Here is a 20,628-nt window from a genome sequence, read left to right as displayed (position 1 = left end):
ACGGGTGCGAGCAGCTGAGCGACCGGCCGACCCGGCCGAGGGATGGCCGGGCCGCCTCCACGTGGTGACCGGCAAGGGCGGCACCGGCAAGACCAGCGTGGCGGCGGCGCTGGCCCTCGGGCTGGCCGCCGGCGGCCGGCGCACCCTGCTGGTCGAGGTCGAGGGGCGGCAGGGCATCGCCCAGCTCTTCGGCACCGAGCCGCTGCCCTACGAGGAGCGGCACCTCACCGACGCGCCCGGCGGCGGCGAGGTGCGGGCGCTGGCGGTGGACGCCGAGGAGGCGCTCCTGGAGTACCTCGACATGTTCTACAAGCTCGGCGCGGCCGGCCGGGCGCTGCGCAAGCTGGGGGCCATCGACTTCGCCACCACCATCGCCCCCGGGCTGCGCGACGTGCTGCTCACCGGCAAGGTGAAGGAGGCGACCACCCGCACCGCCGGGCAGCGCCGGGTGTACGACGCGGTGGTGCTGGACGCCCCGCCGACCGGGCGCATCGGCCGCTTCCTCAACGTCACCGCCGAGACCGCCCGGCTGGCCAAGGTCGGCCCGATCAAGACGCAGAGCGAGGGGGTCTCCGCGTTGCTGCGCTCGCCGATCACCGCGGTGCACGTGGTCACGCTGCTCGAGGAGATGCCGGTCCAGGAGACGGTCGACGCGATCGCCGAGCTGACCTCGTTCGGCTTCCCGGTGGGCCGGGTGATCGTCAACGCCGCCCGGCCCCCGCTGCCGGCGGGCCGGGTGGTCAGCCAGGCCGAGCTGCGCCGGGGGTTGCTCGCCGCCGGGCTGCCGGCCGACCGGGACATCGTGGCCGGGCTGCACGCCGAGGCGCGCGACCAGGCCGTCCGCCGCGAGCTGGAGGATTCGCTCCGGGCCGACCTGGTGGAGCTGGGCCTGCCGTTGACCGAGCTGCCGCTGCTGCCCGAGGGCGTGGACCGGGCCGGGTTGGACACCCTCGCGCAGGCGCTCGTCCGGGCCGATTGACTCACACCTGCCGTCGGCACCGGCGCACGGACCCAGCCGGCCCGATACGCTCGATTGGTGCCTTCCGAAGACGCGGCGCCGCAGCTGGACGTCGACCAGATCCTCGCCGACCCCGGCGTGCGGATCGTGGTCTGCTGCGGGGCGGGCGGGGTGGGTAAGACGACCACGGCCGCCGCACTCGCGCTCCGGGCCGCCGAGCAGCACGGCCGGCGTACGGTGGTGCTCACCATCGACCCGGCCCGCCGGCTGGCCCAGTCGCTCGGGCTGACCGAGCTGGACAACACCCCTCGCCAGGTGAAGGGGATCGACGTCGAGGCCAGCGGCGGCGAGCTGCACGCCATGATGCTCGACATGAAGCGCACCTTCGACGACGTGGTGCTCCAGCACACCGACCCGGCGAAGGCGGCGGAGATCTTCGGCAACCCCTTCTACCAGGCGATGAGCTCCACCTTCGCCGGTACGCAGGAGTACATGGCGATGGAGAAGCTCGGCCAGCTGCACGCCCGGGGCGAGTGGGACCTCATCGTGGTGGACACCCCGCCGTCCCGGTCGGCGCTGGACTTCCTCGACGCCCCGGCCCGGCTGTCCCGTTTCCTCGACGGGCGGATGCTGCGGCTGCTGCTGGCTCCGGCACGCACCGGCGGGCGGAGCATGTTCAGCCTGGTCACCGCGTCGTTCGGGATGTTCTCCAAGGTCGTGCAGAAGGTGCTCGGCGCCCAGTTGCTGACCGACCTCTCCGGCTTCGTCGCCGCGCTCGACTCGATGTTCGGCGGCTTCCGGCAGCGCGCCGAGCAGACGTACCGCATCCTGCAGGCGCGGGAGACGGCGTTCCTGCTGGTCGCGGCGCCGGAGCCGGACGCGGTCCGGGAGGCCGCCTACTTCGCCGGCCGGCTGCGCGAGGAGCGGATGCCGCTGGCCGGGCTGGTGCTCAACCGGGTGCACCGCCCGACGGCGCCCGGCCTCGACGCGGCGGAGAGCCTGGCCGCCGCGGAGCGGCTGGCCGGCCTCGGCGGACACGGGGGCACCGTCGACGTGCTCCGGGCGCACGCCGCGCTGGTCCAGCAGGCGCTCCGCGAGCAGCGGGTCGCGGAGCGGTTCACCGCGGAGTTCCCGGCGGTGCCGGCGGTGTCGGTGACGGCGCAGCCCGCCGACGTGCACGACGTCGACGGGCTGCGGACGATCGGCGCGGCGATCAGCCAGGACTGAGCCGTGGCGGGCCGGTCCGGCCCGGGCCGCGGCGGTCAGCCGGCGGCGCTCACCAGGATCTTGTCCTTGCCGGCCTTGTCCTTGCTGTTCTTCTTCATCGCGGCCTCGAACATCTTGCGCCAGCTCGTCACCTGGGGGTGACGGCGCAGCAGCGCACGGCGTTCGCGTTCGGTCATGCCACCCCACACACCGAACTCGATCCGGTTGTCCAGCGCGTCGGCCAGGCACTCGTACCGAACTGGGCAGCTCCGGCAGATCCGCTTCGCCACGTTCTGTTCGGCGCCCTGTACGAACAACGCGTCCGGGTCCCCGTTCTGACATGCCGCCAGCGACGGCCAGTCAGTGATCATGCCCATGTGTACACGTCCCCCCTTGCAGTACCTACCGACGTCGTGCGGACCAGCCGGCAATTCCCCCCGGTCGCCCGGCCTGCCTTCCCCAAGGCGGCACGGACGACATGTGGCGCTGTCGCCGCCCCCATCATGCTCTGTAGTCGCCCGATTACGCAACGTTGTCGGCCAAATCCATCATTCCGGACACTCCCGGCTTCCCGGGCTCTCGACCGCCGCTTACCCCGCCCCAGTACGTGAAAACGCTGCGACCGCCTCCGTGATGGAGGAGACTCGGCGCCGGGTTCACGCAACCACGCACCAGGGGTCGTGCGTTTAGCACAACGAGGTCGGCGCGCGCAGGAAATGGGGAAAGAATGCCCCAGCGCCCCTCGTTACCTGTTCGCGTACCCTGTCGAGGTGACCTGGATGCGGAAACGTGACCACAACGTGCTGACCAACGCCGCATCGCTGCTGATCTGCGGCCTGTTGGCCGGCGTGGTCGTCGCGGCGGCGGCCTTCCCCGCGGTGGCGATGTCCGGGCTGGCCGCAAAGGCCGGCGCCGAGACCTTCGGCGCCCTGCCCAAGGAGCTGACGGTGGCCCGCGCGCCACAGATCAGCTACCTCTACGCCTCGGACGGCAAGACCCCGCTGGCGACCATGTACGACGAGAACCGGCGCGACGTGAAGCTCGCCGACATCTCGCCGGTGATGCAGAAGGCCATCATCGCGGCCGAGGACCACGACTTCTACAAGCACAACGGCGTCGATCTCAACGGCGTGGCCCGCGCCTTCGTCAACAACCAGAGCGCGGGCGCCGACCGGCAGGGCGCCTCCACACTGACCATGCAGTACGTCCGGCTGGCCATCGCGTACTCGGCCACCCACCCGGCCGACGTGGTCGCCGCGACCGAGGACACCAGCGCCCGCAAGCTGCGCGAGATGCGCTACGCCCTGCAGATCGACAAGGAGCTCTCCAAGGACGAGATCCTGGAGCGCTACCTCAACATCGCGGCGTTCGGCAACGGCGCGTACGGCGTCTACGCCGCCAGCCAGGTCTACTTCGGCAAGCCGCCGAAGAACCTGAAGATCGAGGAAGCGGCGATGCTGGCCGGCATGGTGAAGGCCCCCAGCTCGTTCGACCCGACCACCAAGAGCGGCCATCCGCTCGCCAAGGACCGGCGCGACTACGTCATCGAGAACATGTTCGAGATCGGCGCGATCAGCCGTCAGGAGGCGGACGCCGCCAAGGCGACCCCGCTGGTGGTGAAGGACAAGCGCACCCCGAACGGCTGCGTCGACACCACCGAGAAGGGCTGGGGCTTCTTCTGCGACTACTTCTACCGCTGGTGGATGCAGCAGGAGACGTTCGGCTCGACGTCGTACGACCGGGAGCGGCGGCTCAAGAGCGGCGGCTACCAGATCATCACCACGCTCGACGTGCAGGCCCAGAGGGGCGCCGACAAGGCGGTCCGGAAGGCCAAGAGCGAGACCGCCAAGGAGGCGGCGATGGTCGCGGTGGTCGAGCCGGGCACCGGCCGGGTCCGCGCGCTGGCGGTGAACCGCACCTTCAAGCTGGACGACCCGAAGAAGCCGACGAACAAGGCGCACAGCGATCCGAAGCAGCGCAAGAAGGGCAAGCGGGGCAACTACCCGAAGACGGTCAACCCGCTGCTGACCGGCGGTGACGGCATCACCGGCTACCAGGCCGGCTCGACCTTCAAGATCTTCACGATCGTGGCGGCGCTGGAGAAGGGCATCCCGCTCAGCTACACCATCAACGCGCCGCAGCAGTTCAAGTCGGAGTACATCGTCGAGGCAGGTTCTCCCGCGGCCTGCCCGGGCACCAACAAGTACTGCCCGACCAACTCCGGTAAGAAGGCCGGCGGCGTGCAGAACATGTGGAGCGCCTTCTCCGCCTCGATCAACACCTACTTCGTGCCGCTGCAGCAGCAGGTCGGCGCGGAGAACGTGGTCGACGTGGCCAAGCGGCTCGGCATCCAGTTCCGGGTCAGCAAGGAAAACCTGTGGGCCAACAACAAGGACTACGCGCACGACTGGGGCGCGTTCACCCTGGGCGTCACGGACACCACCCCGCTGGAACTGGCCAACGCGTACGCCACCCTCGCCGCGGACGGCAAGTACTGCGAGCCGATCCCGGTACAGGAGATCCGCGACCCGGAGGGCAAGAAGCTCGACGTCGCGAACACCCGCTGCGAGAAGCGGATCAGCACGGACGTGGCCCGGGCCGCGGTGGACGCCGCCCGCTGCCCGGTCGGTGACAGCCCGGCCAACGGCAGTTGCGGCGGCAGCCGGACGGCCGCCAACGTGCGCGGCATCGTCAAGGCGCCGGTGGCCGGCAAGTCCGGCACCACCGACTCGGAGAAGAGCGCCGCCCTCGTCGCGATGACCAAGCAGTACGCGGTGGCCGGCATCATGGCCGACCCGGACTGGCCGCAGACCAACGTCAAGATGGGGCACAACGTGCCCAACGGCATCAACCCGCCGGTCTACGAGACGCTGCGCGACGCGATGAAGGGCAAGCCCCGGATCAACTTCGAGCCGCCCGGCAAGAAGATCTCCGAGGGCGACCAGCGCCCCATCCCGAACGTCAAGTGCCAGTCGGTCGAGACGGCGAAGAACCGGATCGAGGGGGCCGGCTTCGACGCGGTCGTCTCCGATACCAAGGTGGCGTCGAGCTGCCCGGCGGGCACCGCCGCCGGCACCAGCCCGGACGGCCGGACCATCAAGGGTGGCGTGGTCACCATCCAGGTCAGCAGCGGCGGCGGAGGCGCCACGCCGGGCAGCACCGGTGGCCAGCCGACCAACCCGGGCCGTCCACCGGGCCGACCCCGCGGCTGATCACCGCCAGCACGACGACGGGCGGGCACCGTGAGGTGCCCGCCCGTCTCGCGTACGCCGGCAGATGCCGGCGGGGTCAGAGGCCGAGCTGCCGGCGTACCTCCGCGGCCACCCGGCCCCCCTCGGCGCGGCCGGCCACCGCGGCCTGGGCCGCCTTCATGGCCGGGCCCATCTGCGCCTTGCCGGTGAACCCGCCCGCGGCGAGCGCCCCCGCGACCAGCTCGGTCAGCTCGTCGTCGGCGAGCTGCTTCGGCAGGTACCGCTCCAGCACCTCGCCCTCGGCGGTCTCCTTCGCGGCCTGGTCGGTGCGGCCCGCGTCGGCGAAGGCGGTCGCGGCCTCGCGCCGCTTCTTCGCCTCCTTGGTCAGCACCGCGAGCACCTCGTCGTCGGTGAGGTCCCGCTTGGCCTTGCCGGCGACCTCGGCGGTGCCGACGGCCGCCAGGGCCATTCGCAGCGTGGAGGTGGTCAGCTCGTCGCGCGCCTTGAGAGCGGCGCGCATGTCGGCGGTGAGACGGTCCTTCAGCGTGCTCATGGACGGTCAAACTACCCTGAACGCCATGCGAAAGCGCACACTATTCCGGCTCGCGGCCGGAACCGCCGCGGTGGGCGGGGCCGCCCTGGCCTACGCGTCGCTCGTCGAGCGCAACATGTTCACCCTGCGGCGGTACGACGTGCCGGTGCTGCCGGCCGACGCCGAGCCGCTGCGCGTGCTGCACCTGTCGGACCTGCACATGATGCCCGACCAGGCGCGCAAGCAGCGCTGGGTGGCCTCGCTGGCCGCCCTCGACCCGGACCTCGTCGTGGTCACCGGGGACAACATGGCGCACCCCGGCGCCGTGCCGGGAGTGCTGCGGGCCCTCCAGCCGCTGCTCGACCATCCGGGTGCCTTCGTCTTCGGGTCCAACGACTACACCGGCCCGGTCTGGAAGAACCCGTTCACCTACTTCCTGCCCGACCGGGAGTACACCGAGGGCGTCGAGCTGCCGCACGAGGAACTGCGCGAGGTGCTGACCGGCGCGGGCTGGGTGAACCTGAACAACGCCCGCACGACGATCAAGGCCGGTGGCCGGGTGGTCGAGCTGGCCGGCGTCGACGACCCGCACATCGAGCGGGACGACTACGCCGCGGTGGCCGGGGCGGTGTCCCCCTCGGCCGACCTGTCGATCGCACTCACCCACTCCCCCGAGCCGAGGGTGCTCGACCAGATGGCCGCCGACGGGTTCGGGCTGCTGCTCGCCGGGCACACCCACGGCGGCCAGGTCTGCGTGCCGGGCTTCGGCGCGCTGGTCACCAACTGCGGGCTGCCCCGGTCGATGGCGCGCGGCCTGCACCGCTGGCCCGGCTCGGACTCCTGGCTGCACGTCTCCGCGGGCCTCGGGACGCACCCCACCGCCCCGGTCCGGTTCGCCTGCCCACCCGAGGCCAGCATCCTCACCCTCATCCCCCGCTGATCCGCGGTCGCCCGCGCCGCGGCCGCCCCCGAGATCCGCGCAACCTCCGGGAAGTAGTGGCCTCCTCGGCTCGATGAGGGCACCACATCAGGGAAGTTGCGCGGATCTCGGCGCCACCGGGACCGGCCGCCGGGCGGCGGGGGTACCGAGTTTGACCACCGGAGCGGGTGGGCTACTATTTGTCGGCACGCCTCGGGGTGTGGCGCAGCTTGGTAGCGCGCTTCGTTCGGGACGAAGAGGTCGTCGGTTCGAATCCGGCCACCCCGACCAGAGGTAACAGCAGGTCAAGGCCCCTCCACAGAGGGGCCTTGATTCGTTTCCGGGGATCACCGCTCATCCCCAGGCAGCGAGAAGGCAGCAGACGACGCAAGTCCCTGCGATCCCGGTCACGCGTCGAGCGCGTGTAGCGATCCGAGGTCGAAAACCGGGCAGCCGGCTGCCGGCGATGTGTCGAGTCCGCCCTGCCGGCGCTGATCTTGTAGGCGACGCCTGGCACGAACGGTTCGGTCGGATCAGGAAGACTGGCCGGCATGACTGACCTGAGCGACCCGAAGACGGCGCTGCACAACTACCTCAAGGCGACTCGCGACGACCTGATCTGGAAGCTCGACGGGCTGAGTGAGCGCGAGGTCAGACTGCCCCGCACCGCGACCGGCAACAACCTGCTGGGAGTCATCAAGCACTGCCTCAATGTCGAAGCCGGCTACTTCGGGCCCACCTTCGGGCGCGAGTTCCCGACCCCGGAGGAACTGGTCCCCATGCGGGTGTACGAGGACGATCCGCAAGCAGACTGGTACGCACGGGAGGACGAGACGAAAGATGGGCTGATCGACCTCTATCGCCGGGTCGGGGTCTTCGCGGACCAGACCATCGAACAGCTACCGCTCGACGCGCCGGGGCGGGTGCCGTGGTGGCGGCCGGGTGGACAGGGCGTGACGCTGCAAAGGATCATCGTTCACGTGATCTGCGACCTGGCGCGTCACGCGGGTCACGCCGACATCATGCGCGAGCAGCACGACGGGGCGATCGGCTTGCGGCGGGAGAACACCAACGTCCCCCACGACCATGACTGGCCGGCGTACGTCACCAAGCTGACGAAGCTCTCTGACCAATTCGAGTAGCCGCCCGGTACGGCGCGCTCGGGTTGAGGTCGACCACATGGCCGACGAGAAGCTGTCGGGTCACGCACGAGGGCGCGGCTCCTGAGCCTGATCCGTAGGCCGGCACGCATGCCCGCAGCGGTGGGGCGAGGCGTCCGGCTGGGGCCTGCGCAGGAAGCTGCGGCAGGCCCCATTCCCGAACGCCCTGGGCCACGCCCCAGGGTGGGCAGTGGGTCAGGCGGCTGTGGCGGGCTTTTGGGTGGGATCGGCCGAGGTGGTGCCGCGAGTGGGGCGGCGGGTCAGGACCTGGGGGCCGGAAGCCGTGATGGCGACCGTGTGTTCGGAGTGGGCGGTGCGGGAGCCGTCGGCGGAGCGGATCGTCCAGCCGTCGTTGTCGAACGTGATTTTGTCGGTGGAGCGGCAGAACCAGGGCTCGATGGCGATGGTGAGGCCGGGTTCGAGTTTCATGCCGCGGCGGGCGCGCCCGTTGTTGGGCACGTGCGGGGCCTCGTGCATGGTGCGGCCGATGCCGTGGCCGCCGAACTCGGCGTTGACGCCGTAGCCGTAGGAGTGGGCGACCTCGCCGATCGCCGCGGAGATGTCGCCGAGGCGGCCGCCGGGCTGGGCGGCGGCGATGCCGGCCTCCAGTGCGACCTCGGTGGCCTCGATCAGCTTCAGGTCGGCCGGGTCGGGGGTGCCGACGATGACGGAGAGCGCGGAGTCGGCGACCCAGCCGTCGATGCCGGCCGCCATGTCGATGCTGAGCAGGTCACCGTCCCGCAGAACATAGTCGTGCGGCAGGCCGTGCAGCACCGCGTCGTTGACCGACAGGCACAGCACATTGCGGAACGGGCCGCGGCCGAACGAAGGGGCGTAGTCCCAGTAGCAGGATTCAGCTCCGCGTTCGGAGATCCGGCGGCGGGCATGGTGTTCGAGCTCGATCAGGTTGACGCCGACTGCGGCGACACCGCTCAGCTCGGCGAGCAGCTCGCCGACGAACTGGCCGGCCACCGCCATCCGGCCGATCTCCTCGGCGGACTTGAGCTCGATCACGACAGCCTCCCTCTCCGGATGCGGTATTTCTATACCGTTATTTTTATACCACGCCAGATCGGGGCCGCTCCGGAGGGATATCCTGCTGACATGGTTCGCCAACCACTCACCGCCGACCAGATCGCAGCGGGCCAGCGCCTCGGAGCCGCCCTCCGGGCCGCGCGGACCGGCCGGAGCCTCGTCGAGGTGGCCCTGGCAGCCGGCATCTCCCCCGAGACGCTGCGCAAGATCGAGGCAGGCCGCCTTCCCGCACCGGCGTTCGGCACTGTGGTCTGCCTCAGCCAGGCCCTCGACGTCCCCCTCAGCGACCTGGCCGACGTCTGGCTGGCCGACATGCCCATCCGCCAGGCGTCCTAGGGACCGGCCGCCCTAGTACTCCGCCAGGAGAGCCGCCGCCTCCCGTTCTTGGCGGCCCGTGCAGGGCTACGACCGCTGCCACGATCGTCTCGACGGCCGGAGCTCCACCGTCCGAGGTGTCGATCTCAACGACGGCGTCGACGCCCTCCGGCGGTTCGAAGATCGACCGTTTCATCTCACCCCGTTGAAACAGGGACAGGAGCTGCTGGTCGATGGCCCCGCCTTCGGCCGCCCGAGCAACAAGTCGCCGGCCGATGACCGCCTCCCGGGCGACGACGTGAACAGCCAGCACTCGGGCGCCACCCGCGAGCAGCACGCCTAGCAGCTCGCGGGACAACACCGAGGACTCCACGACGAAGCTCACCCCTGCGGCCGCGAGCAGCCGGACCGCGTCGACCATCACGGCCTCAGCCCGGAGGCTGACGGGGCCACCGGCCACGTGGAAGTCTTCGCCGAGCCGGAGCCGGCCGTCCTCGGCGACGGAGGCGGAGGACAGCCCAAGACCTGTCTTGATCTTGTCGCGGGTCAGGAACGGGACCCCGAAGCGGCCAGCCGTTGCAGAGGCGATGGTGGTCTTCCCCGCCCCCGGACACCCGCAGACAGCGATCACCACCGGCCGTTCCCTCACCAGCATCCGCCGATCCTGGCAGACCCGCAGACACGCTGTCGACGTGCCGAGCGAGAGCGCCAGGGCGGCACGGGCCATCGCTGGGCCGGTGGCGGCGACCCGGCAGCGGTCATGACCGGGCATCAGTGGCAGGTAGCTTCACCGGGTTGTGCAAGTGGCCCGTGGCGAACAACTTGATCTCGAAGGGCGTAGGTCGACGGTTCGATCCCGTCAGGCGGTGCGACCGGCGACGGTTGCTCGCCACCGGTCGCACCCTCCGCACGGTCGTCGTGTCAACAACGCCACATACGCGGCCCGAGGTTCTGGTCGTGGTCGCTGCCCCTGGTCAGCGCCTGCCCCACGACCAACCCGGTGTCGGACACGGCGGCCGCGCTGCTGGTCTGCCCGGTGGGCACGGCAAGGTCGACAGTGGCACCGTCACGCAGCACGGCGCCACCGGCGACAACCCAGGCGGAGGCGTTGAGCGCCTCGCCCGGTCCCTGCGTCCCCAGCTTGATCACCTCGCCGGTCCGGAGGTTCCACAGCGCGGTTTGCGGTTCGCGCGGGCCTCCTTTCGGGCGACGCTGGCCGCCTGTGGCGGAGCTGGACGGCCACAGACCGCCCGTCGCCCAGTCACCCTCTGCCGCGTACGCGGCTCCGGTCCGGTCGGTCGGCAGCTCCAGCTTGCGGCCGTTGCCCTGCTGGTCCCAGGCGTACGCCGTGGTGGCGACGCCGTCCTTGTAGATCGCGCCGACGATGGTGCCGTCGTCGGTGATGTCGTAGGCGTTGGCCCCGGCCGGAAGCGGCAGCGTGACCGCGGTCGTCGAGCCTGCCTTCCAGAGCAGGACGATACTGTCCTTGCCGCCCGTGTTGCCGCGCGGCTCGACGTTGATGACGACGTCGCCGGCGGCGTTGATCGCCGGTGTCGGGTAGGGGTGCCAGTTCCCCGGCGGGGTGTGCAGCCTCGTGTACGCGCCATTCTCGTAGCGGAAGACGTACTCCTGCTGCGTGTTCGCCACCAGGCCGACCACGACCCCGCTGGCGTTGACGGCGGTCACCTCGACCGACTTGCCCTGCACCGGCAGTGCCTGCGGCTGCCCGTCGGTCCACAGGATCGGCCGGAAGTCCTGGCCGACGACGTTGTGCCCTACGAAGTACCTGCCGGTCGGATCGACCCCGACGACCGCGACATCCTTCATCCCGGACGGCACGGGCAGTTCCGTCATCCGGCACGGGCCGGCCGGGCGAGCCGGTGCAGTCGCCCCCGCCGAGGCGCTGGCCGGGCCCGCACCCGCCTCGACCGCCGGCTGCGCCCCCGCTCGCGTCAGGATCGACGGAACCGCCAGTAGCACGGCTGCGGCCAGCGCCACGCCCCCGGACGCCTGCACCGATCGGCGGCGAAAGGCGCGCCGGCGCCCGGCGCGGACCAGCACGTCCACCTCGATGCGGCTGGGCGGCACATTGACCGCTCGCAACTGGTCCCGCAGTTCCTGTTCCTCGTTCATGACCGACCCCTCGCTCCTTGTGCGGTGGCGACCAGATGCCGTGCGTCAAGCGCCTCGCGCAGGCTGGCGAGACCTCGGGAGCACTGGCTCTTGACGTTGCCCGTCGAGCACCCCATGGCCTTCGCGGTCGCCTCGACCGACAGGTCAGCGAAGAAGCGCAACACCACGACGGCCCGCTGGCCCTTGGGCAGCGACCGCAATGCCGTCACCAGCGCGTCTCGCTCCTCGACACCGTGGTCGGCGGGTGCGGACAGTTCCGGGACGCGATCGCCGAGCAGCACCTTCGACCACCCGCGCCGCCGTTCGTCGAGGTGGCGCCGCACCATGATCCGATGCACGTACCCGTCGAGGTTGTCCGCAGCGGCGGCTCGCCTCCAGTTCAGGTAGAGCGCCGTGAGCGTCGCTTGGACGATGTCGTCCGCCTGGAACGCGTCGGCGCAGAGCAAGTACGCCGTGCGATGCAGGCGGGGCAACCGCGCCGTCACGTACTCGACGTACTCCCGTTCGAGGTCCGGCCGCATCCTGCTCCCTTCTTCCATCCATGTGCAGGTTGTCGCTGGTCGTCTTCTAGTCGGAGCCGGGTTGGCGAAAGGTTGCATCTGGGCCGGGAGCAGCCGACGGCGCAGCCGAGCTGCCGGACGATGACGGACACGACGGACCTCGGCGCGGGGCCACCATCGCGAGGACGACGGCGACCAGGCAGCCGACGCCGACTCGCGACGCATCGGTCGGAGAATTGCCCAGCCTCCCGACCGTCCGCTTGGGGAATCCGCTCGCATCCCCGGATGCCCGAGTCAGGTGCGGCCGGGCGGTCCACCTGGCGCCATGGCTCCCCGCGCCAGCTCCACGCAAGCTCAGACGACCACGGACCTGGCTACCATCCTGGATGGCACGGTCAGCACAGCTCGATGGGGGCCGCATGCGGGTCGATCAACTGTGGCGCTATCCGGTGAAGTCGGTCGGCGGCGAGCCGCTGACCGCCGCCGCAGTCGGCGCCCTCGGGGTCGAGGGTGACCGGATCGTCGCCGTCCACGACGAGCGGGGCGAGGTCACCTGGGCGGGTGCCATTCCAGAGCTGATGCGGGTGCGAGCGGTCGCGGTGGGCGGGGACGCGGCCGAGCTGGTCCCGCCGAACGGCGAGTCGTTCCGCTCCGACGCACCCGACGCCGACAGCCGGCTCGGCGCCGCGGTCAACGCCAAGGTCACCCTGGCCGGGCACCGACCGGACAAGCCGGACGCCGCACTGCACGTGCTGACGACGACCTCGCTGCGCCGCCTCGGCCTGGCGCTGCCAGACAGCGCGATCGACGTCACGAGGTTCCGGCCCAACCTGGTCCTGGCCGACGTGACCGACGAACGCGGAACGGGGTTTCCCGAGCACGACTGGATCGGCCGGCGGATGGCCATCGGCACGCTGCGGTTGCGTTTCACCGAGGGATGCGACCGATGCGTGATGATCACCAAGGAGACCCCGACCGTTCCCCATGACCGCGCGGTGCTGCGCTGGGTCGCTCGCGACCTCGGCAACACCCTCGGGGTGTACGCCGCGGTCGAATCGCCCGGTCACGTCCGGGTCGGCGACGAGGCCCGCTGGCTCGACTGAGCCGGCCCGATCGCGGAAACCGGTGTAGCTGACCTTCCGTGTTCCACCGGGCAGCGGACCGTACGGCCGATGCCTATGCTCTGCGCCGTGCCCACCCCGAGGATCGTCACCGCCTTCGGCCTGCCGAAGCTCAGCCTCACCCGCCACTACCCGGACCTGCGCCCGCTGCGCCGGGCCGTCGTCCGCCGGGACTGGCCCGCCGTGGTCGACTTCTTCGCCCGACTGCCCGCCGAGCACGACCCGTCGGTCGCCACCAACCTGGTGGCGGACCTGAAGGGCGTCGAGGCACTCCTCGAACCGGCTGTCCACGGCCCGCTGGCGCCGGAGCTCGCCGGAACGCTGCTCGGCGCGCGCTGGGTCACGATGGGCTGGGAGGCCCGCGGCGCCCGGCCGGCGAAGTTCACCAGCGCCGAGCAGTTCGAGCAGTTCCACGCCTACCTCGGCCGCGCGGACGAGTTACTCGATCAGGTCACCGCCGGCGAACCGGGCAACGTCTCGGCGTGGACCACCCGGGTCCGCATCGCCCGGGGGCTGAGCGTGGGGTTGGCCGAGGCACGACGGCGCTACGAGCAGGCCGCCCGGTCCCGGCCGCACCCGTTCAGCGCCCAGCTCGCGCTCGCGCAGCAGCTCTGTCCGAAGTGGGGCGGCTCCTTCGCGCAGCTGCACGCGTTCGCCGCCGAGTGCGCGTCGCAGTCGCCGCCGGGCTCGCTGAGCGCTGCGGTGGTCGCCGAGGCGCACATCGAGCAGGCGCGCGCCGAGAAGTCGGTGACCGGCTGGATGCGCCAGCCCTGGGTCCGGGCCGAGCTGAGCCGGGCCGTCGAGCGCTCGGTGGAGCATCCGGCCTACCTACCGGTGCACGGCTGGGTGATGGCGCACAGCCGCTTCGCGTACGCCTGGACCCTGGCCGGTGACCGTCGCCGTGCGGCCCGGCACTTCGCGGCGCTGCGCAACAACCTCACCGACTACCCGTGGAAGTACTGGCTGGGCTCGGGCCGGAGCACGTACAAGGTGCGGCAGCTGGCGGCGTTCGCGAAGTCGGTCGGCCGGGGCGGCGAGCCGGCGAGCGACGACGACCTGGCCTCGACCCCGATCCTGCGGTGACCGCGACGCTCGGCCGGGTCCACGGGGCCGGAATGCCGTGGTCACGGTCGGCGGACGCGTTCGTAGCCGGCCAGCACGCCAGCGCGACGGCGAGCAGCGCCGGGCGGCCGTCGCGGGCAGCGGCCGTCAGTCCTGCCGCTCGGTGCGCTCGATCTCGCCGAACGCGGCGGCCAGGTAACCGTCGAGCGGGCGGCCGGTGACCGCCAGCAGGTCGGCGACGAGCAGCGGCGCGTGCCGGGCGACCGCCGCCGGGTCGGGCGGGGTGTCGTCGTCGCCCGGGTCGTACACGCCGAGGGCACCGGCGAGCAGCACCAGCACCACGTGCGGATCGACCTCCGGCCGCCAGGCGGCGGCCGACCGGACGCAGCGCTCCAGCACCTGCCGGACGTCGTCGCCGGCCAGCCCCTCCGGGTGGGTCTCCTCGAGCAGCAGCCGGACCACCGCGCCGAGCACGAGGCCGGACCGCTCGGCCCCCGCCAGCCGCCCGGCGGACGTCTCGTACACCTGCGGGTCGCGGACCTGCGCGGCGGCGACGGCCTCGGCGGCCGCGACGGCGATCTCACGGGCGGACGCGGGCAGGTGTCGCCAGGTCACGGTCACCGGACCAGCATGGCAGAGCGCACCGACACGGCCGACCGCCGAGGGCGGAGCCGTCAGCGGGCCGGCGTGGCCAACGTGGCGTTGGTCACGTGGCCGGACGGACGTCCGCGCGGGCCACGGTAAACGGCTCGCCACCTGTCGCACCCCGCGAACAGAATCGCGGACATGCTGCGTCGCGCCCTACCTCGCCGCCCGGAAGCCCGCCGGATCCTCGTCGGCACCCTGCTCTCGGCGATCGGGCGCGGCCTCACCCTGCCGTTCCTGTTCATCTACCTGACCGACGTGCGGGGGCTCACCGACGCCCGAGCCGGTCTGGTCATCGGCTGGTACGGCGCGGTCACCCTGGCGCTGTCGCCGATCGGCGGCACGTTGATCGACCGGTTCGGCGCCCGCCGGGTGGTGCTGCCCTGCCTGGTGGTCGAGGCGGTGGGCACCGGCTCGCTGGCGCTGGTCGACTCGACCGCCTCGGCCTTCCTGGTGATGACGGTGATCGCCATCGGCAGCTCCGCGATCTGGTCCGGGCAGAACACCATCCTCGCCTCGCTCACCGACGACGGCGAGCGGCAGCGGGTCTTCGGGCTCAACTTCGCCCTGCTCAACCTCGGTATCGGCATGGGCGGCCTGACCTCCGGCGCGATCGTCGACACCGGTCGCCCGGTCACCTTCCAGCTGATCTACCTGCTGGACGCGGTGACCTACCTGATGCCCGCGCTGATCCTGCTGACCCTGCCGGGCGTCGGGCACCGGCTCGCCGCGCGGACGGCCGGGGACAAGCCGTCGACCGGTGGCTACCTGACCGTGCTCCGCGACCGCCCGTTCCGCCGCCTGGTGATCTTCGGGCTGGTCCTCACCACCTGCGGGTACGCCCAGATCGAGGTCGGCTTCGCCGCGTACGCCGTCCGGGTGGTCGAGGTGAGCCCCCGGGTGGTGGCGTGGGCGCTGGCCGGCAACACGGTGATGATCGTGCTCGCCCAACTCGTGATGCTCCGCCGGCTGGAGGGGCGCAGCCGCACCGGCGCGCTGGCCGTGGTCGGCGCGGTCTTCGCGACCGCCTGGCTGGTCCTCGGCGCCGCCGGGGTCGTCGGTACGGGCAACGCGCTGCTCGCGGCGCTCGGCGTGGTGGCCTGTTCGGCGATCTTCGGCTTCGGCGAGACCATGCTCTCGCCGGTGATGCCTGCGTTGACCAACGCGCTGGCCACCGACGAGCTGCGCGGCCGCTACAACGCGATGAGCTCAATGATCTTCGGCATCAGCGGGGTGATCGGCCCGGTGACCGCCGGTCCGTTGATCGGCGCGGCCGACGGCCGGATCTGGGTCGCCACCGTTGTCGGCGGCTGCCTGGTCGCCTCGCTGGTCGCGCTCTCCCTGCGGCGGCTGCTCACGCCGGGCCAGGACGGCCGCCTGCCGGCCGTCCCGTCCACGCCCGAGCCGGCGCCCGCCCCCGCCTGACCCCACCCGGCCACCCGGCCGGTCACCCAGTCACCCGGTCACCCGGTCACCCGGTCACCCGGTCACCCGGTCACCCGGTCACCCGGTCACCCGGTCACCCGGTCATGATCGCGCTCGATCCTTGATGTAGTGGCCTCGCGGAGGCGAGGAGACCACTACATCCAGGATCGAGCGCGATCTTGCGCCGACCGTCGCGACCGGACGCGGAGCGTGCGGCGTGCGGCGGGACGCGCCAGCGGCGCGGGCGGCGCGGCGGCGCGGGCAGCGCGGCGGCGCGGCGGCGCGGCTGCGGTAATGCGTCGGGCCCCGGAGCGCGCTGCTCCGGGGCCCGAACTGCGTGGGGCGCTGCCGTCAGGCGGCGGCGACCTCGGCGGTGGTGCGGATACGGTCCAGCGCCGGGGCCGAGACCGGGGACTCCGCGGTCAGATAGGCCACGAAGGCGTCCAGGTCGATCATGCCGGTGACCAGGTTCTTGCCGCCGGTGAGGACGCTGAACCCGTCACCGCCGCCGGCCAGGAAGTTGTTCACCGTGACCCGGTAGGTGGCGGCGCTGTCGACGGCCACCCCGCCGAAGCTGAGGCTGCCCCGGACCACCCGGGTGCCGGCGCACGGGTCCGCCGCGGTGGCCGTGGCGCCGTTCAGGTCGACGACGTAGCGCACGGTCGACGACGGGTAGAGGATGCGGCCGGTGACGAACTGCTGCTCCATCAGGCAGTACAGCTGCGCGCCGGTGAGGTCGAGGGTCACCAGGTTGTTGGCGAACGGCTGCACCGTGAACGCCTCCTCGTAGGTGACCGGGCCGGCGTCCAGGTCGGCGCGGACGCCGCCCGGGTTCATGAACGCGGCGACCGCGCCCTGCTCGTCGTCGGTGGCGGCGAGCTGCGCGTCGGCGATCAGGTTCCCCAGCGGGGACTCACCGCAGCTGGCGGGGACCTGCGAGCTGCACGTGGCGAGCAGGTTCTCCTGGGTCTTGGTGATCGCCGTGCTGGTCTGACCGACCACGCGGCCGGCCACCGGGCCGAGGACCGTCTTGTAGCGGCCGATCAGGTCCGTCTGCGCCGGGTCCTTGGCGACGTCCCGGGTGACCACCACGTTCTCGGCGGTCGCGGTGATCACGTCGCCGGTCTGCGGGTCGATCTTCAGGTCGATGTCGGTGACCAGGCGGCCGAACGAGCTGGCGCTGGTGACCAGCTTGTTGTTGATGTTGCAGTTGTACGCCTGGTGGGTGTGCCCGCTGACCACGACGTCGATCGACGGGTCCATCCGGTTGGTGATGTCGACGATCGGCCCGGTCATCCCGACGCAGTCGTTGATGCCGCCGGTGGCGGCCTGGCTGCCCCCCTCGTGCAGCAGCACGACGATGGTCTCGACGCCCCGGGCGCGCAGCTCGGCGGCGTACCGGTTGGCGGTGTCCGCCTCGTCGGAGAAGGTCAGGCCGGCGACGCCCTGCTGGCTGACGATCTGCGGGGTGCCCTCCAGCGTCATGCCGATGAAGCCGATCCGCACGCCGTCCACCTTGTGGATGGCGTACGGGGCGAGCAGCGGCTCCCCGGTGGCGGTCTTGAAGGCGTTCGCCGAGAGGTACTGGAAGCCGGCGCCCTCGTACGGGGTGCCGTCGGCGCAGCCGTCGACCGGGTGGCAGCCGCCGTTCTGGATGCGCAGCAGCTCGTCGGCGCCCTCGTCGAACTCGTGGTTGCCGACGCTGGCGTAGTCGAGCCCGGCCAGCGACAGCGCCTCAATCGTCGGCTCGTCGTGGAACGCCGCGGAGAGCAGCGGGGACGCGCCGATCAGGTCGCCGGCGGCGACCGTGATGGTGTTCTTCTTCTTGACCGTCTCGCGCAGCTCGGCGAGGTGGGTGGCGAGGTACTCGACGCCGCCCGCGGGCTGCCCGGCGATGGAGCCGCTGGAGCCGCTCGGCGGTTCGAGGTTGCCGTGGAAGTCGTTCAGGGCGAGCAGGGTGACGTCGACCGGCTTCGGTCTGGCGTCCGCCTGTTCGGGGCCGGTGGCGACCGCGCCGAAGGCGGTCACGGCGAGCGCGGTCAGGCCGATGGCGGCCCGACGCATCCCGGGGATGGACATGGAACTCCTCATGGGATTTCCGGCGCGGCGGGCGCCCGGTCGGTGGTTCGCGCCGGGCTCCGGCCCCGCCGTCGGCAGGGTTCGATCGCGGGTGGCAGCGGTGGGGGCCGCCGCCCCGCCGGGGACAGCCTCTCATCCGCGCCGCGAACGGTCGACCTGGACAGCACAGCAGAGCTGGGAACATCGCCGGTGACCGGGACCGGGCGAAGGGACGATTCCGACATGGCCGGCAGGTGACGACCGACCGTCCCCCGTTGTCGGTGGGTTGGTCTAGAAAGGAGAAACCAGACGGCGTACGAGCAGAGGGATGATCGGATGAGCGGGAGCAGCCCGGCGGTGGAAACGGTGCGGTCGGCCGACGGCACCCCGATTGCGTACGAACGGTCCGGCGACGGTCCACCGATCATCCTGACCGGCGGCGCCTTCAACGACCGGTCGACCACCCGCGCGCTGGCCGAGGCGCTGGCGTCCTCCGGTTTCACCGCCGTCAGCTACGACCGGCGCGGCCGCGGCGCGAGTGGCGACACCCCGCCCTACGAGGTGCGCCGGGAGATCGAGGACGTCGCGGCACTGATCGAGGCGGCCGGCGGCAAGGCTCACCTCTACGGGCTCTCCTCGGGCGCCATCCTCGCCGCGTACGCCACGTCGCACGGGCTGCCGGTGACCGGGCTGGTCATGTTCGAGCCGCCGTTCCAGATCGGGCCGCACGCCGGCTCCCGGCCGGACATCTCGGCCCGCACGGCCGAGCTGATCGCGGCCGGTGACCGCGCCGGGGCGGTCGAGCACTTCCTGGTCACCGCCGTCGGGGTGCCCGCCGAGGCGGTGGCCGGGATGCGCGCCGAGCCGATGTGGCCGTTCCTGGAGTCGATGGCGCACACCCTCCCGTACGACACGCTGATCAGCGGCGACGGCACCCTCCCGGTCGACCGGCTGGCCGGCATCGGTGTCCCGACGCTGCTGGTGGACAGCACGGCCAGTCCACAGTGGCTGCGCGACGGCGCCCGGGCCGCGGCGGAGGCGATCCCCGGTGCCCGGCACGTCAGCCTGCCGGGCGGCTTCCACGAGGTGCCGGCCGACACACTGGCCGCCGAGATGCGCCACTTCCTGCTCGGCTGACCAGAGCGGCGGGCAACCCGCCCGACGGCAGCGCGGGCAGCGGGGGCGTCCGCGGCTGGGCCTGAGCGTCCGGCGCCCACCGCCACCGGCCCGGCCGGTGGGGCGACGTGCCCGGCCGCCGCTGCCCGCCGGGCGCCCATCCCGCCACCGGGCCCGGCCGGTGGGCGACGTGCCCGGCCGCCGCTGCGCGCCGGTGGGAGCTCCGAAACGACCGGGGCGTCCGCGGCGGGAAGCTGGTCGTCCGCCGCCGGAGCGTCAGAAGGTGCAGGTAAGGCCGGCGGCGTGGCTGACCTGGACGGTGTGCGTCACGCAGCCGCCACCGGTCACCAGGTGCAGCAGGAAGCTGGTCGGCTCGGCGACCCAGCCGATCGGCTCGTCCGGGCTCATGGTGAGTGAGGCCTGCCGCCAGGTGCTGGGCGCGGTGGTCAACACGGTGCCGGCGAAGGCCGCCGTGACCGGCCGGTGCAGGTGGCCGGTGAGGACCCGGACCACGTGCCGGTGCCGGCCGATCACCTCGGCGAGTGCGTCACCGTCGGCGAGCCGGACGGCGTCGGCGGCGGGGAGCCCGACGTCGATCGGCGGGTGGTGCAGGCAGACCAGGGCGGGCGCCTCGGGCCGGCCGGCGAGCACCCCGTCCAGCCAGCCGAGCTGCTCCTCGCCCAGCCGCCCGCCGCCCGACCCGGGCACCAGCGAGTCCAGCACCACGATCGTGACGTCCGGGTGGTCGACGTGGTAGTAGGCGGAGAAGCCGCCGCCCAGCCAGGGCGTACCGCCGAAGGTGTCGAGCAGCGACTCCCGGTCGTCGTGGTTGCCGGCCACCAGGTGCACCGGCAGCGGGAACCGGCCGATCACCTCGCGCAACGTGACGTACTCGTCGGTGCGGCCGTGGTCGACGAGGTCACCGGTGATGACCACGCAGTCCGGCCGGGGGCGCAGCGCCAGCACCCGGCCGAGGGCGCGGTGCAGCCCGGCCGCGGGCTCGGCGCCGAGCACGCCGGCGGTCAGGTGCGGATCACTGAGCTGGGCGATGAGCATCCTGCCTCCACTCGACCGGTAACCCCCACGCTATCGCCGCGGCCCGCGCCGCGCGGGCGCCCCGGACCCACAGCCCGCGTCCACAGCCTGTGGATAGCACATGTGTACGAAGCTGTCGGCCCAGCTCGGGCGAGGGCGGACCGATCCCGCGCTGAGTACCCTTGATCGCGCCTCCCGGCCCCGGGCCAAGCACCCC

The 20,628-nt window shown here is 72.0% G+C and carries 19 protein-coding genes and 1 tRNA gene; 11 read left to right on the top strand and 9 right to left on the bottom strand.

Annotated features, from left to right (window positions below; translation table 11 throughout):
• Positions 1-4 precede the first annotated feature (4 nt).
• Complete coding sequence (gene bagA, locus AC1WTP_RS08875) at positions 5-979, top strand: ATPase BagA (protein ID WP_481648730.1); 975 nt, start codon at positions 5-7, stop codon at positions 977-979.
• Between the two features lie 54 nt (positions 980-1,033).
• Positions 1,034-2,185: an ATPase BagB gene (gene bagB / locus AC1WTP_RS08870; RefSeq protein WP_481648729.1), complete on the top strand. Its 1,152-nt coding sequence runs from the start codon at positions 1,034-1,036 to the stop codon at positions 2,183-2,185.
• Between the two features lie 35 nt (positions 2,186-2,220).
• On the opposite strand, the gene AC1WTP_RS08865 is transcribed toward bagB, so the two are convergent.
• Positions 2,221-2,541 carry a WhiB family transcriptional regulator gene (locus AC1WTP_RS08865; protein WP_447134006.1) on the bottom strand — a complete coding sequence of 107 codons (321 nt, stop codon included), beginning with the start codon at positions 2,539-2,541 and terminating at the stop codon, positions 2,221-2,223.
• Between the two features lie 402 nt (positions 2,542-2,943).
• Here AC1WTP_RS08865 and AC1WTP_RS08860 point away from each other — a divergent pair, with 402 nt between their 5' ends.
• Positions 2,944-5,376, top strand: a complete 2,433-nt coding sequence (locus AC1WTP_RS08860; protein ID WP_481648728.1) for a penicillin-binding protein — start codon at positions 2,944-2,946, stop codon at positions 5,374-5,376.
• A gap of 76 nt (positions 5,377-5,452) precedes the next feature.
• Here AC1WTP_RS08860 and AC1WTP_RS08855 read toward each other — a convergent pair whose 3' ends face one another.
• Entirely contained in the window at positions 5,453-5,908 is a 456-nt protein-coding gene (locus tag AC1WTP_RS08855) for a GatB/YqeY domain-containing protein (protein ID WP_481648727.1), read from the bottom strand.
• Between the two features lie 25 nt (positions 5,909-5,933).
• On the opposite strand from AC1WTP_RS08855, the gene AC1WTP_RS08850 reads away from it, so the two are divergent.
• The 3 genes from AC1WTP_RS08850 to AC1WTP_RS08840 all read left to right on the top strand — a co-directional run bounded on the left by AC1WTP_RS08850 (position 5,934) and on the right by AC1WTP_RS08840 (position 7,948).
• Positions 5,934-6,827 carry a metallophosphoesterase gene (locus AC1WTP_RS08850; protein ID WP_481648726.1) on the top strand — a complete coding sequence of 298 codons (894 nt, stop codon included), beginning with the start codon at positions 5,934-5,936 and terminating at the stop codon, positions 6,825-6,827.
• A 193-nt stretch (positions 6,828-7,020) separates the two neighbouring features.
• Positions 7,021-7,097, top strand: a tRNA-Pro gene (locus AC1WTP_RS08845).
• A gap of 260 nt (positions 7,098-7,357) precedes the next feature.
• A complete protein-coding gene (locus tag AC1WTP_RS08840; RefSeq protein WP_481648725.1) occupies positions 7,358-7,948 on the top strand; it encodes a DinB family protein in 591 nt (196 codons plus the stop codon).
• 213 nt (positions 7,949-8,161) lie between these two features.
• Here the strand turns inward: AC1WTP_RS08840 and map are convergent, their stop codons facing one another.
• A complete protein-coding gene (map, locus tag AC1WTP_RS08835; RefSeq protein WP_481648724.1) occupies positions 8,162-8,980 on the bottom strand; it encodes a type I methionyl aminopeptidase in 819 nt (272 codons plus the stop codon).
• Between the two features lie 90 nt (positions 8,981-9,070).
• Between map and AC1WTP_RS08830 the strand changes: the two genes are divergently transcribed.
• Complete coding sequence (locus AC1WTP_RS08830; protein ID WP_481648723.1) at positions 9,071-9,337, top strand: helix-turn-helix domain-containing protein; 267 nt, start codon at positions 9,071-9,073, stop codon at positions 9,335-9,337.
• On the opposite strand, the gene AC1WTP_RS08825 is transcribed toward AC1WTP_RS08830, so the two are convergent.
• The 3 genes from AC1WTP_RS08825 to AC1WTP_RS08815 form a co-directional block, all read right to left on the bottom strand.
• Positions 9,282-9,971, bottom strand: a complete 690-nt coding sequence (locus tag AC1WTP_RS08825; RefSeq protein ID WP_481648722.1) for a P-loop nucleotide/nucleoside kinase family protein — start codon at positions 9,969-9,971, stop codon at positions 9,282-9,284. The genes AC1WTP_RS08830 and AC1WTP_RS08825 overlap by 56 nt on opposite strands.
• A gap of 266 nt (positions 9,972-10,237) precedes the next feature.
• Positions 10,238-11,449 (bottom strand): hypothetical protein, encoded by a 1,212-nt coding sequence (locus AC1WTP_RS08820; protein ID WP_481648721.1) that lies wholly within the window; start codon positions 11,447-11,449, stop codon positions 10,238-10,240.
• Positions 11,446-11,970, bottom strand: a complete 525-nt coding sequence (locus AC1WTP_RS08815; RefSeq protein WP_481648720.1) for a SigE family RNA polymerase sigma factor — start codon at positions 11,968-11,970, stop codon at positions 11,446-11,448. Before AC1WTP_RS08815 ends, AC1WTP_RS08820 begins: the two co-directional genes overlap by 4 nt.
• Positions 11,971-12,368: 398 nt before the next feature.
• On the opposite strand from AC1WTP_RS08815, the gene AC1WTP_RS08810 reads away from it, so the two are divergent.
• Positions 12,369-13,052: an MOSC domain-containing protein gene (locus AC1WTP_RS08810; RefSeq protein ID WP_481648719.1), complete on the top strand. Its 684-nt coding sequence runs from the start codon at positions 12,369-12,371 to the stop codon at positions 13,050-13,052.
• 87 nt (positions 13,053-13,139) lie between these two features.
• Positions 13,140-14,153: a hypothetical protein gene (locus AC1WTP_RS08805; protein ID WP_481648718.1), complete on the top strand. Its 1,014-nt coding sequence runs from the start codon at positions 13,140-13,142 to the stop codon at positions 14,151-14,153.
• A gap of 126 nt (positions 14,154-14,279) precedes the next feature.
• Here AC1WTP_RS08805 and AC1WTP_RS08800 read toward each other — a convergent pair whose 3' ends face one another.
• Positions 14,280-14,753, bottom strand: coding sequence for a hypothetical protein (locus AC1WTP_RS08800; RefSeq protein ID WP_481648717.1), 474 nt, complete (start codon positions 14,751-14,753; stop codon positions 14,280-14,282).
• Positions 14,754-14,918: 165 nt separating this feature from the next.
• Here AC1WTP_RS08800 and AC1WTP_RS08795 point away from each other — a divergent pair, with 165 nt between their 5' ends.
• Positions 14,919-16,202: an MFS transporter gene (locus AC1WTP_RS08795; RefSeq protein ID WP_481648716.1), complete on the top strand. Its 1,284-nt coding sequence runs from the start codon at positions 14,919-14,921 to the stop codon at positions 16,200-16,202.
• Between the two features lie 351 nt (positions 16,203-16,553).
• Here the strand turns inward: AC1WTP_RS08795 and AC1WTP_RS08790 are convergent, their stop codons facing one another.
• Complete coding sequence (locus tag AC1WTP_RS08790) at positions 16,554-18,281, bottom strand: bifunctional metallophosphatase/5'-nucleotidase (RefSeq protein WP_481648715.1); 1,728 nt, start codon at positions 18,279-18,281, stop codon at positions 16,554-16,556.
• 315 nt (positions 18,282-18,596) lie between these two features.
• On the opposite strand from AC1WTP_RS08790, the gene AC1WTP_RS08785 reads away from it, so the two are divergent.
• The gene (locus tag AC1WTP_RS08785; RefSeq protein WP_481648714.1) at positions 18,597-19,397 is read left to right on the top strand and encodes an alpha/beta fold hydrolase; all 801 of its coding nucleotides are present in this window, start codon (positions 18,597-18,599) and stop codon (positions 19,395-19,397) included.
• A 255-nt stretch (positions 19,398-19,652) separates the two neighbouring features.
• Here the strand turns inward: AC1WTP_RS08785 and AC1WTP_RS08780 are convergent, their stop codons facing one another.
• A complete protein-coding gene (locus tag AC1WTP_RS08780; RefSeq protein WP_481648713.1) occupies positions 19,653-20,432 on the bottom strand; it encodes a phosphodiesterase in 780 nt (259 codons plus the stop codon).
• Positions 20,433-20,628: the final 196 nt, after the last annotated feature.

Source organism: Micromonospora sp. R311, from assembly GCF_056780015.1.
This window is presented reverse-complemented; position numbering and strand designations above follow the sequence as displayed.